The 14,010-nt window shown below is 48.1% G+C and carries 16 protein-coding genes; 12 read left to right on the top strand and 4 right to left on the bottom strand.

From position 1 onward, the window contains the following. Positions 1-50: 50 nt before the first annotated feature. The 3 genes from proB to KIU71_RS15890 are packed head-to-tail and all read left to right on the top strand — an operon-like array spanning position 51 to position 3,098. The gene (gene proB, locus KIU71_RS15900) at positions 51-1,190 is read left to right on the top strand and encodes a glutamate 5-kinase (RefSeq protein WP_214132277.1); all 1,140 of its coding nucleotides are present in this window, start codon (positions 51-53) and stop codon (positions 1,188-1,190) included. Next, complete coding sequence (locus KIU71_RS15895) at positions 1,187-2,182, top strand: D-2-hydroxyacid dehydrogenase (RefSeq protein ID WP_214132276.1); 996 nt, start codon at positions 1,187-1,189, stop codon at positions 2,180-2,182. The genes proB and KIU71_RS15895 overlap by 4 nt, the downstream gene beginning before the upstream one ends. Before the next feature lie 25 nt (positions 2,183-2,207). Next, positions 2,208-3,098, top strand: coding sequence for a DMT family transporter (locus KIU71_RS15890; protein ID WP_214132275.1), 891 nt, complete (start codon positions 2,208-2,210; stop codon positions 3,096-3,098). A 49-nt stretch (positions 3,099-3,147) separates the two neighbouring features. Here the strand turns inward: KIU71_RS15890 and KIU71_RS15885 are convergent, their stop codons facing one another. The 3 genes from KIU71_RS15885 to KIU71_RS15875 all read right to left on the bottom strand — a co-directional run bounded on the left by KIU71_RS15885 (position 3,148) and on the right by KIU71_RS15875 (position 5,087). Next, positions 3,148-3,912 carry a MipA/OmpV family protein gene (locus KIU71_RS15885; protein ID WP_214132274.1) on the bottom strand — a complete coding sequence of 255 codons (765 nt, stop codon included), beginning with the start codon at positions 3,910-3,912 and terminating at the stop codon, positions 3,148-3,150. A gap of 107 nt (positions 3,913-4,019) precedes the next feature. Continuing rightward, a complete protein-coding gene (locus tag KIU71_RS15880; protein WP_214132273.1) occupies positions 4,020-4,580 on the bottom strand; it encodes a hypothetical protein in 561 nt (186 codons plus the stop codon). 105 nt (positions 4,581-4,685) lie between these two features. Continuing rightward, positions 4,686-5,087 (bottom strand): DUF2177 family protein, encoded by a 402-nt coding sequence (locus tag KIU71_RS15875; RefSeq protein WP_214132272.1) that lies wholly within the window; start codon positions 5,085-5,087, stop codon positions 4,686-4,688. 147 nt (positions 5,088-5,234) lie between these two features. On the opposite strand from KIU71_RS15875, the gene lexA reads away from it, so the two are divergent. The 5 genes from lexA to KIU71_RS15850 all read left to right on the top strand — a co-directional run bounded on the left by lexA (position 5,235) and on the right by KIU71_RS15850 (position 10,550). Next, positions 5,235-5,861 (top strand): transcriptional repressor LexA, encoded by a 627-nt coding sequence (lexA, locus tag KIU71_RS15870; protein WP_214132271.1) that lies wholly within the window; start codon positions 5,235-5,237, stop codon positions 5,859-5,861. Between the two features lie 432 nt (positions 5,862-6,293). After that, positions 6,294-7,409 (top strand): cytochrome c oxidase subunit II, encoded by a 1,116-nt coding sequence (gene coxB, locus KIU71_RS15865; RefSeq protein WP_250207584.1) that lies wholly within the window; start codon positions 6,294-6,296, stop codon positions 7,407-7,409. Between the two features lie 9 nt (positions 7,410-7,418). Then, on the top strand, positions 7,419-9,026 hold the full coding sequence (gene ctaD / locus KIU71_RS15860) for a cytochrome c oxidase subunit I (RefSeq protein ID WP_214132269.1): 1,608 nt from the start codon (positions 7,419-7,421) through the stop codon (positions 9,024-9,026). Between the two features lie 18 nt (positions 9,027-9,044). Then, the gene (locus KIU71_RS15855; RefSeq protein ID WP_214132268.1) at positions 9,045-9,644 is read left to right on the top strand and encodes a cytochrome c oxidase assembly protein; all 600 of its coding nucleotides are present in this window, start codon (positions 9,045-9,047) and stop codon (positions 9,642-9,644) included. 12 nt (positions 9,645-9,656) lie between these two features. Then, entirely contained in the window at positions 9,657-10,550 is an 894-nt protein-coding gene (locus KIU71_RS15850; protein ID WP_214132267.1) for a cytochrome c oxidase subunit 3, read from the top strand. Positions 10,551-10,618: 68 nt separating this feature from the next. Here the strand turns inward: KIU71_RS15850 and KIU71_RS15845 are convergent, their stop codons facing one another. Then, positions 10,619-10,828, bottom strand: a complete 210-nt coding sequence (locus KIU71_RS15845; RefSeq protein ID WP_214132266.1) for a DUF2909 domain-containing protein — start codon at positions 10,826-10,828, stop codon at positions 10,619-10,621. Here KIU71_RS15845 and KIU71_RS15840 point away from each other — a divergent pair, their 5' ends adjacent. Genes KIU71_RS15840 through cyoE form a run of 4 tightly spaced genes read left to right on the top strand, consistent with a single transcriptional unit; the run spans position 10,829 to position 14,009 of the window. Then, positions 10,829-11,545: an SURF1 family protein gene (locus KIU71_RS15840; RefSeq protein ID WP_214132265.1), complete on the top strand. Its 717-nt coding sequence runs from the start codon at positions 10,829-10,831 to the stop codon at positions 11,543-11,545. Further along, positions 11,529-12,083, top strand: coding sequence for a hypothetical protein (locus KIU71_RS15835; RefSeq protein WP_214132264.1), 555 nt, complete (start codon positions 11,529-11,531; stop codon positions 12,081-12,083). Before KIU71_RS15840 ends, KIU71_RS15835 begins: the two co-directional genes overlap by 17 nt. Positions 12,084-12,095: 12 nt before the next feature. Then, on the top strand, positions 12,096-13,073 hold the full coding sequence (locus tag KIU71_RS15830) for a COX15/CtaA family protein (protein WP_214132263.1): 978 nt from the start codon (positions 12,096-12,098) through the stop codon (positions 13,071-13,073). 33 nt (positions 13,074-13,106) lie between these two features. Then, positions 13,107-14,009, top strand: coding sequence for a heme o synthase (cyoE, locus tag KIU71_RS15825; protein ID WP_315853309.1), 903 nt, complete (start codon positions 13,107-13,109; stop codon positions 14,007-14,009). The last annotated feature ends 1 nt before the right edge of the window (position 14,010 follow it).

Genomic DNA, 14,010 nt, shown 5'->3' with positions numbered 1-14,010 from the left:
TATTTAGCCAATTTTCGTATTCTCTGATATTTTACAGGCAAGGTCTTATCATGCAGCGGTTTACGTGGCAGCGGGCGGTCGTCAAAGTGGGTAGTTCGCTGGTGGCGCCGACAGGCTCGAAATGCACCGGTCAGTTTATTCTTCCGCTTGTGCGTTTTATCTCAGAGAGCCGAGCACTAGGAAAAGAGGTGATCATTGTCTCGTCCGGCAGTGTTGCCGCTGGTCGCGAGGCTGTGCCCGTTACCCACGTACCCAGTATCGCTGAAAAGCAAGCCATGGCGGCCATCGGACAGATGCAAATGATGGCAAATTGGGCGCGGTTTTTCGATGTGCCTTGCGCGCAAATCTTGCTGACAGCGGACGATTTTGCCAATCGCACTCGCTACGTCAATATTCAAAATACCTTACGCGAACTGTTTAAACACGGAGCTATGCCCATCGTGAATGAGAACGATACGGTAGCGACTGCCGAGTTAAAAGTGGGTGACAATGATAATCTTGGCGCTTATACCGCTTTGGTTGCTCAGGCGGATACCCTGATCATGTGCTCAGATATCGATGGTTTATACACTGCCGATCCGCGTAAAACGGTGGACGCTAAGTTGATACCTCGAGTCGAGGAGATTGATGAATCCATCCATGCGCTAGCCGGTGGGGCAGGCTCGACCGTCGGTACGGGCGGCATGAGAACCAAAATCCAAGCGGCCGAGAAATGTGCTAACAGCGGCATCCAAACGCTCATCGTCAATGGCAGGAAAAGCGACGTGTTTGACAGCCTTTTGTCCGGAGTTTGCCCTGGCACAGTGTTTGTTGCCAGTCGTTCACCTGACAGTGCTCGCGCAAAATGGTTGCGATATTCTCTTCGCTCAAGAGGACAGCTCACCATCGATAGTGGTGCGGCGCATGCTTTAAGAAATAGAGGTTCTTCACTTCTTTGCGCAGGTATTGAGAAAGTGAGTGGTCACTTCGATGCCGGGGATTGTGTTGAATTTGTGTTCCGCGATGAGGTTTTAGGCCAAGGGCTTTGCCTTTACAATAGTCAGGACTTGCAGCGAGTGAAAGGCCTACACAGCCAGCAAATCAGTGATGTGTTGGGCTACAGTCATGGCAAAGTCGCTGTGCACAAAGATGACTTAATCATTATGGGGAAAAACACCACCACAATCCAACCGATAAAGGAAGAAGAGTGAACCCCCACAACCGTAACGCTGCGCATTTAACCGGTGTGGTACTTGATTTTGATTCTCTCTCGCCAGAATCACTCGATCTGACCGCGTTGGAACAGTTGCAAGGAGTCAAATGGCAGTTTTACTCGACGACATCAGCACAGGAGGTCGCCGAGCGCATACGTGAGGCGCACATTATTCTTGTCAATAAGGTACCGTTAACGCAAGCCATTTTGCAGGATCAACCCCAGTTAAAGTACATCGGTGTTTTGGCTACTGGCATGAACAATATCGATCTCGATGCATGCGACAAACTCGGGATCTGCGTGCGCAATGTGGAAGGTTATGGCACAGCATCGGTAGCCCAGCATACGTTAATGCTGATCCTTACCCTGGCATGCTCAGCGCACCGCTATTTCGCAGACGTCAGAGACGAGCGGTGGTCAGCATCCAAACAGTTCTGTTTGCTCGATCACCCAGTGATGGAACTTGAAGGCAAGCATCTTGTCATCGTTGGTTATGGTGAGCTGGGGCAAGCGGTCGCCAAACTCGCGAAGGCATTTGGTATGCGCGTTTCTGTGGCACAAAGACCGGGAACTGAGCGGGCTGCCCATCAGGTTAACGATGTTTCTCGTCTGCCATTGGACGAGCTATTACCCGAAGCTGATGTGATTAGTCTACATTGCTTGCTTTCTGATCAAACGGCGTTGCTGATAAACCGTGAGCGTTTGGCAAAATTAAAACCAAATGCATTTATCGTGAATACCGCCAGAGGTGGGTTGATTGATGAGAATGCGCTGCTGCAAGCCTTACAGTCAAATCAGCTCGGTGGGGCAGCGCTTGATGTGCTAAGCCAAGAGCCCCCGCCGAAACATCATGTCCTTCTCAATACGGGGTTGCCCAACCTGATTATTACGCCGCATACCGCGTGGGCAGCGCAACAAGCAAGACAAAGACTGTTAAATATCGCCGTCGAGCATTTACAACAATTTTTAGGGTGCGAGTTGGATCAATGATGAACAAAATGAGTAATTACCGCGCATGAACGCAGCACTTTTTATTGCGTGTACATTAATATGGGGCTCAACATGGATTGCGATTTCATTTCAGATCGGTGAAGTCGAGCCAGTAGTTGCCGTCGCCTGGCGCTTTAGTATTGCCGTGGTGTGCTTGGGACTGTGGTGTTTGTTGACTCGAAGACCGCTACGGTTACCAGCGCACATTCATGTAAAGGCGGCGCTGGTGGGATTGTTTCTGTACACGCTGGACTATTCGTTTCTCTATGCTGCTCAACAACACATTGTAAGCGCCTTACTTGCGGTTTTAAGCTCCAGTGTCATCTATTTTACCGTGTTATTTCGGCGTGTATTACTGGAGAAGCCGATGCGCATGGAAGTTATTATTGGGGCGACGCTGGGCTTGGTAGGAATTATCTGCATTTTTATGCCAGAGTTTACCAAAATGTCTGCCCAGCAAGGTCTTGCGCTAGGTTTATTGTGGGCCTTGATAAGCTTCACCTGTGCGGCCATTGGTAACATTATCTCTGAACGTATTCTCGATGAAGGCACGCCCGTGGTGCAAATGAACTTCTATGCAATGGGATACGGCTTAATCTTTATGTACGGGTTTGGGCTTGTGTCCGGCGCGTCTTACACATTACCTACCGAGCCAGATTTTTACATCGCCTTGTTCTATCTTGCCGTGTTTGGTTCCGTACTGGCGTTTGGTTCCTATATGAAGTTGTTGCAGCGAATTGGTTCAGACAAATCCACCTATGTGGTACTGGTGTATCCGATTGTCGCTTTAGGTATATCTACGCTGTTCGAAGGGTATCAATGGACAGCAGTAGCGGGCATTGGGGTGGTGATAGTGTTGTTAGGAAACGCGGTGGCCATGGGCAAGCTGAACGTGCTATTCCGGTCATCGCAATGATCGGCCATTGCACCGTACGAAAGCGTGCCCATTACTGATAGCGGCCTCATCAGAACGAATAAGTGACACCCAAAAATGCATCCAGTGAGTGATTACTGTCAACAATCGGGCTATCCTTGATGTCACTGGCCAGACTCTGAACTCGTGTATTGGCGATGATGCGCCAGCGTTGATCAAAGCGGTAAAATCCACCTAGTGTGAGTGCTGGCTGGAACACACCACCCACATCGTATGTGGCTAAACCGGTGGTTGCTGCTTCGTCTTCAGTAACGCCGAAATAGTAATCAGCATAACGATCAGTTAGGTATTCTATTTCAACGCCCGTATTCACTGCCCATTTAAATTGCGGGTGGTGAAACAAGGTTTTCTCAAAGGTCGCTTGGAAGCGTTGTCCATTGTGCTTACCCGTTACGTCACTTTGTGCCCTAAGCATGAAGTTTCCCCAATCACTGGGGTATTCATATCGGATCCCGGCAAGTACTGAAAAGTCTCGGCGATCAATACCCTGTAATTGATCGCTGTCGTCAGGATCAAACTCATTGGGCGCCAATCCTACGTCGATGGACCAACTCGGTGTGGGTTGACTCTGGCGAACACCATAACCCGTTAATTTGTATTGCAATGAGGGGCCGCGCCAAGTCAATCGCTCGCCTTCGTACGCTACGATGGGTATCACCTGCACATTGACGTCAGCCCCAGCGTAGGGAGTGCCAGGAACAATTGAACCTACACCCACTGACCATTGCGCAGCGCTATAAAACGGCATCAATATCAGAAGACCAGTCAGGCTAGAGAACGGAATAATCTTTTTCATATCAAACTCTGTGTTTAACGGATATCACTCGTACGCGTGGCATCGCGGTAAAGTTTATTGATGACAAAAGCGTAATACTTTTCACTCGCTTGTGCGGCGTAGTGCGGCTATTTAACAAGATCCTTTATTGGATGAGACACGTTCGCTTCGTCTAAAACATCAACTAGCTTTTGATACTGTCGGCGGTCGCTTTGCAACATAGTAAGTCGAGAGGCTGTCTGTAGAAACTCAGTGAGTTGTGTGAGCAAATCCATTAATTCTTGTTGCGCTTCTGCCTTGATAAACAGCTCAGCTAACAACGTTCCAGCATACAAAACCGTATCCGTGTGCCGGTGCTCTAATGCAACGGAAAGGCCGTTATGAGCCGCCGCCAATGCTTTTTCCTTTTCACCCGCGTGGCGGTAATAAAAAGCTAAACTGACATAAAAATCAGCAATTTGTGCCTTCGCGTTATGGGCTTTAGCCAATGCTAATCCGTCGGATAGCATCTTGAATGCAGTATCTTGTTTGTCCAACAAATAATAATTGCTTGCCGCATTTTTAAGTGCATTTAATTTGACGATAGTATTGCCAGAAGCCAAAGCCGAACGGATGGAAAACAAAGTACTTTGCTCTAACTCCGCCAGATTTTGGCTGGTTGAAGCTCGCATCATAATACTTTGCATCATTGCCGCCGTTGCTTTTCTCGACAAATTAGGCCACGCGTGTTTATTAATGTTGGGAAAATTGGGCGCAGTATGATCGGGTATCAATATTTGCGATTACAGGCAATGTCATTTCAGTATACGCTTTATGCCAAAACCACAGAGACTGATAACGCCCGTTACAAACGTACCCCACGCCCAATCTTTAACAGTAATACTTAACGGCCAAGACTCTAAAATAGCGTAGTTGGTCATGTTGTATGCACCATATGCTGCCAGCCCTAGACACACACCATTAATAAATGCAGTTCGCGCCTTACCGTTAGGTGGTATAGGCTGAATCACCAGACGCACAACCACGGCGCTGTAAACACTATAGAATGTGACCCATGGCCACACAGGAATTTGCTCGCGCATTAAATGCCCGATGGCGCTTTGGTAACTTGCTTGAGACACAAGTCCAAGCCAGATAAAGTCCAGCAACAAGTAGCTCCCTAACACGGCGAGATACACCACAAAATACTGCTTCATACATGCCTCCACTGATTAAATTTATGCCGTTTTTGATTATCATCGCTTTCTCACCACATAGCATGCAACGATTATGCTCAACAATCGCTTGTTATTTCACTTCGACGGGGTATACTTTGTTGAACTGTATAGAAAAACAGGCTGTTTATGCGTCCATTAACTCAACGTCAAGAGCAAGTGCTCTCGCTGGTCAAAAACACTATGGCGACCACGGGTATGCCGCCAACGCGCAAAGAAATTGCAGATCAGTTAGGCTTCAGATCAGCGAATGCCGCTGAGGAACACCTTAAGGCGCTAGCGAAGAAAGGCGTTATTGATATCTTGCCTGGCACTTCGCGTGGTATTCGGTTGAACATCCCGCTGGATGAGGCGGAGGCCGAGGAAACGGGTTTGCCTCTGATCGGCCGTGTCGCTGCTGGGGAACCGATTCTTGCGCAAGAACACATTGAATCGCACTATAAAGTTGACCCAGAGCTATTCAAGCCGCGAGCTGACTTTCTGCTTAGGGTGAACGGCATGAGCATGAAGGACATCGGTATTTTAGATGGTGATTTGCTCGCCGTACACCGCACGTTGGATGTGCATAACGGTCAGGTGGTGGTTGCCCGCGTTGATGAAGACGTGACCGTAAAGCGCATCGAAAAGCGGGGTAGAGAAGTAGTGCTGCACGCTGAAAACGAAGACTTTTCGCCTATCAGAGTCGATCTGGCATCACAGCCTTTTTCGATTGAAGGTATCGCAGTGGGTATTATTCGCAACGCGGATTGGATGTAATTCTCTGTTGGTCCGAGCGCAGGTTAAATAAGTTTGTTCTTTCATAAACCGCGCTGTAGCGTTTAGCTACAGTGCGGTTTTTTGTTTCTGCACTCAACTTCGGTGAAGCCGGTATTTGAAATTTGATGGCTCAATTTTGAATAAACGGGGTAGAGCATAGAGAGTTATCTATATTTCATATCAAAATGCTTAAAAAACAACCGACTGGTAAAAAAAACCGAAGAAAACACTAGACTCAGCCTACCTATCTGAGTAATTCTTATACACCTCTTTACATAAGAATAACAATAGCCTGTTAAACTGTTTACACGGGTGTCTCGAATAGTCATCTCGCTAACGAAACCCCATGCGCACAATGCGTAACGTTTGACCAGACATTCACGGAGGTGTTGAGTGAAATCGCTCATCTATTCATCGATAGCAACGGTGGGACTGTTATCTGCCGGTGCCGCATTTGCGCAAACCGGTACAAAGTCCGATCCGTACCAATTGAATCTAACCAATGGCGTCACCGACATCAGTAACCAAGTCTACGGTTTGCACATGTTGATGTTTACCATTTGCGTAGTGATTGCAGTGTTAGTGTTCGGCGTGATGTTTGTGTCCATGTACCTGCATCGCAAGTCGAGAGGCGCGAAGCCCGCTAACTTCCATGAAAGTGTCAAAGTTGAAATAGCATGGACAGTGGTGCCTTTCGTGATCCTGATTTTGATGGCGATCCCTGCGACAAAAACCCTCATTGCGATGGAAGACACTACCGAACCTGACATGTCAGTGCTGGTTACGGGCTCGCAGTGGAAATGGCACTACAAGTATATGGATAACGACGTTGAGTATTTCTCATTGTTAGCCACACCGCGAGAGCAAATCGGTAATCGTTATAGTAAAGGCGAAAATTATCTTCTTGAAGTTGATAGACCATTGGTGATCCCAACGGGTCAGAAAGTGCGGTTCTTGATCACGTCTGACGACGTGATTCATTCATGGTGGGTGCCCGATTTCGCGGTCAAAAAAGACGCCAATCCCGGTTTTATCAATGAAGCATGGACCATGGTCAACGAACCGGGTGTCTATCGTGGCCAATGCACCGAGTTGTGCGGCAAAGACCACGGCTTTATGCCGGTGGTGGTGATTGCCAAAGAGCCTGCTGAGTATGAAGCGTGGATCACCGCTAGAGAAACAGAACAACGCAAAGCGAAGGAAGAAGAGCAACGCCTATTGGCCATGAGCATGAGCATGGAAGAGCTAATGAGCGAGGGTGAGCGAGTGTACAACGCGGCGTGCGCTGCTTGTCATATGCCCAATGGTGAAGGCTTACCAGGGGTGTTCCCAGCCCTGAAAGGCAGCTCAATGGCGCTAAATGATATTCCCGGCCATATTGATATCGTACTCAATGGTAAAGCCGGTACAGCAATGCAAGCGTTTGCCAAGCAATTAACATTGTCAGAAATCGCAGCGGTCGTTACCTATGAGCGAAACGCGTGGGGTAATAACACCGGCGAAATGGTGCAAGCCAAAGATGTAAACGCCATCGCAACAGGGCAATAGGAGATCATCATGAGTACTGCAACTGAACACGTCGGCCACGATGCCGAGCACGCTCACGGCGAGCATCATCATGGCGCCCCAGCGGGTATAAAACGCTGGCTGTTTACTACCAATCACAAAGATATCGGGACTCTGTACCTATGGTTCGCGTTTATCATGTTTTTGGTGGGTGGCGCGATGGCGATGGTCATCCGTGCAGAATTGTTCCAGCCCGGTTTGCAAATTGTTGAGCCTAACTTTTTTAACCAAATGACGACAGTTCATGGCCTCATTATGGTTTTCGGTGCGGTCATGCCAGCGTTTACCGGGTTAGCGAACTGGTTAATACCTATGATGATCGGTGCGCCCGACATGGCGCTGCCACGTATGAATAACTGGAGCTTCTGGATTTTACCCTTCGCTTTCCTTATTCTGCTGTCGTCATTGTTTGTCGAGGGTGGCGGTCCTGCGTTCGGCTGGACATTCTACGCACCTCTTTCGACCACATACAGCGGTGATAGCACGGCATTGTTCGTATTCTCTGTGCATATTATGGGTATCAGCTCAATCATGGGTGCAATTAACGTGATTGTGACGATTTTCAACATGCGTGCACCGGGCATGACATGGATGAAAATGCCATTATTCGTCTGGACCTGGCTAATCACAGCATTCCTGCTGATCGCGGTAATGCCGGTGCTAGCAGGTGCAGTCACCATGGTATTGACCGACAAATTTTTCGGTACGCACTTCTTCGATGCGGCCGGTGGTGGCGACCCTGTGATGTTCCAGCACATTTTCTGGTTCTTTGGTCATCCTGAAGTGTACATCATGATTTTGCCAGCCTTCGGTATCATCTCGCAAATTATCCCAACGTTCGCGCGAAAACGCTTGTTCGGCTATGCATCAATGGTCTATGCCACTGCATCCATCGCCTTATTGTCATTTATCGTATGGGCTCACCATATGTTTACCACCGGAATGCCGCTGGCTGCCGAAATGTTCTTTATGTTCGCAACCATGCTGATTTCGGTGCCAACAGGGGTGAAAGTGTTTAACTGGGTGGCCACTATGTGGCGCGGCTCCATGACGTTTGAAGTGCCCATGCTGTTTGCACTGGCATTTATTGTTCTATTCACCATTGGTGGCTTATCAGGATTAATGTTAGCTATCACGCCAGTGGACTTTCAGTACCATGACACCTATTTTGTGGTGGCGCATTTCCACTATGTATTGGTGACCGGCGCGGTCTTTTCCATCATGGCGGCGGTGTATTACTGGTTGCCTAAATGGACGGGTCGGATGTTTGATATTACGTTGGCTAAGTGGCATTTTTGGTGCTCACTCATTTCAGTCAACGTTTTATTCTTCCCTATGCACTTTGTTGGCCTGGCAGGTATGCCACGCCGTATCCCGGATTATGCGTTGCAGTTTGCTGATTTTAACAAGTGGATCAGCATCGGTGGCTTCGCGTTTGGGCTGTCGCAACTTATTTTCTTGGCGTTGTTGATCAAAGCGTGCCGTCATCAAGGCGAGAAGGTGTCTGATCAAGTGTGGGAAGGTGCAGAAGGACTAGAGTGGGAAATACCCTCGCCAGCGCCTTATCACACATTTGATACACCGCCAGTGATTAAGTAGCACTCAGGACAATTTTTGATGACACAGCCTAAAACCACGAATCCCAACAACCGACTTGTGCTTAAGTTGGTTGGGATTGTGCTTGGCATGTTTGGTTTCGGTTTTGCGCTGGTACCCTTGTATGACGTGTTTTGTGATATCACGGGGATTAATGGCAAAACCGAAAACACGGCGGCGACCTATACTGCTGTTGATGTGGATGAGTCCCGGTGGGTCACAATCGAGTTTCTAACGCGCACCAACAGTGGTATGCCTTGGGAGTTTGAAGCTAAAACCAAACGAGTACGGGTTAATCCGGGAGCACTGAATACGGTTGAGTTCTATGTGCGTAATCCAGCACGTCGAGATATCGTCGCTCAGGCGATACCGTCAGTCTCGCCAGGAACTGCAGCGCTGTATATCAATAAGACGGAATGCTTCTGTTTTAATCATCAACCACTCGGTGCGGGTGAGGAGGCTTTAATGCCGATGCGATTTTATATCGACCCTCAGTTGCCGGAAGATATCACCTTTTTCACATTACAATACACGCTGTATGACGTTACCGAAGCTGCACAGAAGAATGCACAGTCTACAGTCGCGAAAACAACATCATATTTAACCGATAAAAATGGTTAGCAGGAGAACATCATGGCTCAGCAAGAAGCGCCCGTAGCGTACGAAAAATATTATGTACCTGACCAGAGTCCTTGGCCTATCGTAGGGGCTGTTGCACTATTTCTTATTGCCGTTGGCGCAGGCAATTTCACTATTGAAATGACAAAGGGTAAAGAAGGCTTTGGCGGCTACACGTTGGCGGCAGGGTTGTTCCTTTTGATGGTCATGCTGGTTGGCTGGTTTAAAAATCAGATTGATGAAAGTATGAGTGGGCTATACAGCGCTCAGTTAGGGCGTTCATATCGGCAGGGCATGCTGTGGTTCATTTTCTCTGAAGTCATGTTCTTCGCAGCCTTCTTCGGTGCATTGTTCTACGCGCGGATGATTGCGATTCCCTGGCTCGGTGGCGCTTCAAACAACGCGATGACTAATGAAGTATTATGGCCGGGTTTTGAAGCGATGTGGCCGTTAGTGTCGACTCCAGGTGGTATTCAAACTCAGGCGATGGGCTGGATGGGGTTGCCTGCTATCAATACCGTGATATTGCTTATTTCATCGGTCACTCTGCACTATGCCCATGTGGGCCTTGAGCAGGCTAAGCGTAAGCAGTTGACCGTGATGCTAGGTGTCACTATTTTGCTCGGCTGTATTTTCCTTGGCTTACAAGTTCAGGAATATGTACACGCCTACCGCGATCTAGGCCTTACCCTGCAAAGTGGAATTTATGGCAATACCTTTTTCTTACTTACTGGTTTCCATGGTCTGCACGTCACACTAGGAACCATTATTCTTATTGTATTGTTTTTCCGCGTGTTGAAAGGTCACTTCACGCCGAAAGAACATTTCGCATTTCAGGCGGGCAGCTGGTACTGGCACTTTGTTGATGTAGTTTGGGTCATGCTGTTTTTCTTTGTTTATATTTTGTAGGACTCGCAGGGTTCTCATACAGCCACTCCTAATGGAGTGGCTTTTTGTTCAACACGGGGAATATTTTGTTAGTAAGGGCGAGGATTGGGAGTGATGATACCCATGGCCATCGCTAACAATATCATGACAACAATGATCAGCGACGTTATTACTCGTCGGCCGATGTATTTGCTCATCGGAGCTCCGTCAGGATCATGCTTAAGCATAATTCTCATCGCCATAAATAGGTTGTAAACCATATACAGCAGTAACCCACCCACAATGACTTTGACTAACATATGAAATCTACTTTTCCAACGATTGCTCTGTTATTGACGATAGCAGCTATCGGAGTGATGCTAAAGCTAGGATTTTGGCAATTAGATCGAATGCAGGAAAAAGAGCAAAGGCTTGCTACGATTGAGCAGCGCAACACACTCACACCGATGACGCTGACCGAGTTGCTTGACGCGTTCGATGACCCTCGCGATGTGGCCGTTTCGTTTTTGGGTACACCTGATCTTAGCCGCGTCTTCTACCTTGATAATCGAATCGTCGATGGCAGTGTTGGCTATGAGTTGATTGTACCGGTCGACACGAATATTGGGCCAGTCTTAGTGAATTATGGGTGGCTAGCTGGCGGTACGGATCGACGCTATTTACCCGGTTTTCAAGTCGATGACGGCTTGCAACGTTTTGACGGTGTAGTCTACCAACCTAGTCATAACCCCGCGATCCGTGAAACTGCAGATGCTGAAGACGGGTTTCCAATGCGGATCCAACAAATCGACCTTGACCGTATGGGGACTTTGGCAGGTGCCCCATTCGAATCATTTGTTGTGGTTCTGCCAACGGGTTTCAATGAGCAGTTTTCAGGAAACTGGCAGCCTGTTGTTATGCCACCGGAAAAACACTTAGGTTATGCTGTGCAATGGTTTGGTCTGGCATTAGCTGCCGCAATTATTTTTATTTTTGCCGTTATAAAAAGGAAAGGGCGTTATGAAAAACAACAGTAGAACTTCCGCTATTTTGCTCGCGGTAGTTTTCGTGTTACCCGTTGTGCTTGCTTGGTTTGCATTACAGAACGACTGGTTTACGAAAGGCTCAACCAATCGGGGTGAGTTGCTACAACCAACGTTAAATGCACAATCCTTGTTGTCTGAACAGACGCCATTGTGGCGTATTCTGTATGTTGTTCCTGCCGACTGCGACGCCGAATGCACCAACGCGTTGTATAGTATTGAGCAAATTTGGCTTGCTTTGGGCAAAGAGTCTGACCGCGCTCAAGCAACAGTATTTGTCACGGAAGAAAGCGATCCATCGGCAAGCTCAATTGATGAGCGGTACACGCACGTCAAGGTGTTAACGGTTGATCAGCAAAATGTTAAACAAGTGTTTAAAGATGGGGCGAGTGATGGTATTTTCTTGGTCGATACATTGAATAACGTCGTGCTACGTTATCCTGTGCATCAAGAACAACAACAAGCAGTTATGCACAGTCGCGATATTCTGGCGGACTTAAAAAAGTTGCTTAAGTTATCGCGTATCGGTTAGGGGCAGTATTGAATGAGAAAGCTGGTTTTAACGAGTATTTTACTAGCACTCGTGGTGATCGTGTTGGGTGCCTATACGCGCTTAACTGATGCAGGTCTGGGCTGTCCTGATTGGCCTGGCTGCTATGGCCATCTTATCGTGCCGCAAACAGAAGTCCTCATTGATCAAGCAAACACGGCATTTCCTGAACGGCCGGTTGAAGCAGAGAAAGCGTGGAATGAGATGGTACATCGCTACTTTGCAGCGGCGCTGGGGCTACTTGTTCTCATTATTGCGGCGCTGGCTTTCATTAAACGCAGTCATCATACACCACTCAAGTTACCCCTTTTACTGGTTGGTTTAGTTTGTTTTCAAGGCGCATTGGGCATGTGGACAGTTACGCTGAATTTGCTGCCCGCCGTAGTGATGGGGCATCTGCTGGGTGGCTTTACGGTATTATCTTGCCTGTTTCTTTTGTACCTACGTCTGACTCATTACCGCATACCCGGTGGTGACCCGCAGTTAAAGCCCTACGCAAAGTACGCCGCCATTGGCATCGTGATTTTGGTCGGTCAAATTGCGCTAGGCGGGTGGACATCGGCCAACTACGCTGCGTTAGCGTGCACTGAATTTCCATTGTGCGAAGGAAATTGGTTCGATAGGATTGATGTGCTTGGGGCTTTTTCAATCCCTGAAGCGCAAAATTATGAATTCGGAGCGCACAGCTACCCTGAGCGGATGACAATGCATATTGCACATCGGATAGGTGCCATATTTACTGCTGCCTATTTGCTCTGGTTGGCCTTCACATTGCACCGCAAAGCGTCGTCCGGTGTGATCAAGAGTCTGAGTGTTTTGATCGTTGTTATGCTAAGTGCACAAGTTCTTCTTGGTATCAGCAATATTGTGTACAGCTTGCCGTTAGCGGTCGCTGTTGCGCATAACGCTGTCGCCGCTTGTTTGCTGTTAGTCATGGTGTTGGTGACGTACAGCTTGTATCGAAAGATTTAATTTTAGGAGGCTTTTGTGGCTCGTTCAGCTTCAATTTCCGCTGCCGAAGCGCGCAGCGCAGCAAATCATCAGAGCGCCACTTGGCGTGACTATTACGAGCTAACCAAACCTCGCGTGGTTATGTTGTTGTTGCTTACAGCACTTGTGGGGATGTGTTTAGCCAGTGATACGTGGATCGCTTGGGATATTTTGGTTGCAGGCATTATGGGAATTGGCTTTTTGTCTTCCTCGGCTGCCGTTGTGAATCACGCTGTTGATCATCGTATCGATAGCCAGATGGCCCGCACCTTTAACCGGCCTGTAGCGAAAGGCAAAGTTTCTATTCAACGGGCCTTGGTGTTTGCTGCTGTGCTGGGAATTGTTGGGTTTGCGGTGCTGATGTTGTTCGTTAATGCATTGACTGCATGGTTAACGTTGGCGAGCCTGGTCGGCTACGCGGGTGTGTACACCATGTTTTTAAAACGCGCCACGCCGCAGAATATTGTGATTGGCGGGCTTGCGGGCGCAGCACCCCCACTGTTGGGCTGGGTTGCTGTTACCGGTGAAGTGCATGCATACAGTCTTCTCCTTGTGTTGATCATCTTCACATGGACACCACCTCACTTTTGGGCACTGGCGATCCACCGTGAGAAAGATTACGCCAAGGCGAAAATTCCGATGTTACCGGTGACGCATGGTGTCGAATTTACGAAAACGTCGGTATTACTCTACACCGTGTTGTTATGCCTCGTGTGTTTGTTGCCTTATCTAGTGGGAATGACAGGTATTATTTACCTGGCTGGATCATCCGTATTGAATTTGATTTTTCTATACTACGCTTGCAAACTTAAATTTGCGGCTGAAGCTGGTACAGCGATGCGTACGTTTACCTTTTCGATTATTCATTTGATGTTACTCTTCGTGGTACTACTCATCGACCATTACGTGACAATTTGAT

It is taken from the genome of Alteromonas oceanisediminis (assembly GCF_018474025.1).
Lineage (GTDB): Bacteria > Pseudomonadota > Gammaproteobacteria > Enterobacterales > Alteromonadaceae > Alteromonas_E > Alteromonas_E oceanisediminis.
The sequence above is the reverse complement of the archived record's forward strand: the minus strand, read 5'-3'. Positions and strand labels throughout refer to the sequence as shown.

What these genes read in the sequence shown, in the direction of transcription:
- proB (WP_214132277.1), top strand. Translation starts at nt 51, where the DNA reads ATGCAGCGGTTTACGTGGCAGCGGGCGGTCGTCAAAGTGGGTAGTTCG.
- KIU71_RS15890 (WP_214132275.1), top strand. Translation starts at nt 2,208, where the DNA reads ATGAACGCAGCACTTTTTATTGCGTGTACATTAATATGGGGCTCAACA.
- KIU71_RS15885 (WP_214132274.1), bottom strand. Translation starts at nt 3,912, where the DNA reads ATGAAAAAGATTATTCCGTTCTCTAGCCTGACTGGTCTTCTGATATTG.
- KIU71_RS15880 (WP_214132273.1), bottom strand. Translation starts at nt 4,580, where the DNA reads ATGATGCAAAGTATTATGATGCGAGCTTCAACCAGCCAAAATCTGGCG.
- KIU71_RS15875 (WP_214132272.1), bottom strand. Translation starts at nt 5,087, where the DNA reads ATGAAGCAGTATTTTGTGGTGTATCTCGCCGTGTTAGGGAGCTACTTG.
- lexA (WP_214132271.1), top strand. Translation starts at nt 5,235, where the DNA reads ATGCGTCCATTAACTCAACGTCAAGAGCAAGTGCTCTCGCTGGTCAAA.
- ctaD (WP_214132269.1), top strand. Translation starts at nt 7,419, where the DNA reads ATGAGTACTGCAACTGAACACGTCGGCCACGATGCCGAGCACGCTCAC.
- KIU71_RS15855 (WP_214132268.1), top strand. Translation starts at nt 9,045, where the DNA reads ATGACACAGCCTAAAACCACGAATCCCAACAACCGACTTGTGCTTAAG.
- KIU71_RS15850 (WP_214132267.1), top strand. Translation starts at nt 9,657, where the DNA reads ATGGCTCAGCAAGAAGCGCCCGTAGCGTACGAAAAATATTATGTACCT.
- KIU71_RS15845 (WP_214132266.1), bottom strand. Translation starts at nt 10,828, where the DNA reads ATGTTAGTCAAAGTCATTGTGGGTGGGTTACTGCTGTATATGGTTTAC.
- KIU71_RS15840 (WP_214132265.1), top strand. Translation starts at nt 10,829, where the DNA reads ATGAAATCTACTTTTCCAACGATTGCTCTGTTATTGACGATAGCAGCT.
- KIU71_RS15835 (WP_214132264.1), top strand. Translation starts at nt 11,529, where the DNA reads ATGAAAAACAACAGTAGAACTTCCGCTATTTTGCTCGCGGTAGTTTTC.
- KIU71_RS15830 (WP_214132263.1), top strand. Translation starts at nt 12,096, where the DNA reads ATGAGAAAGCTGGTTTTAACGAGTATTTTACTAGCACTCGTGGTGATC.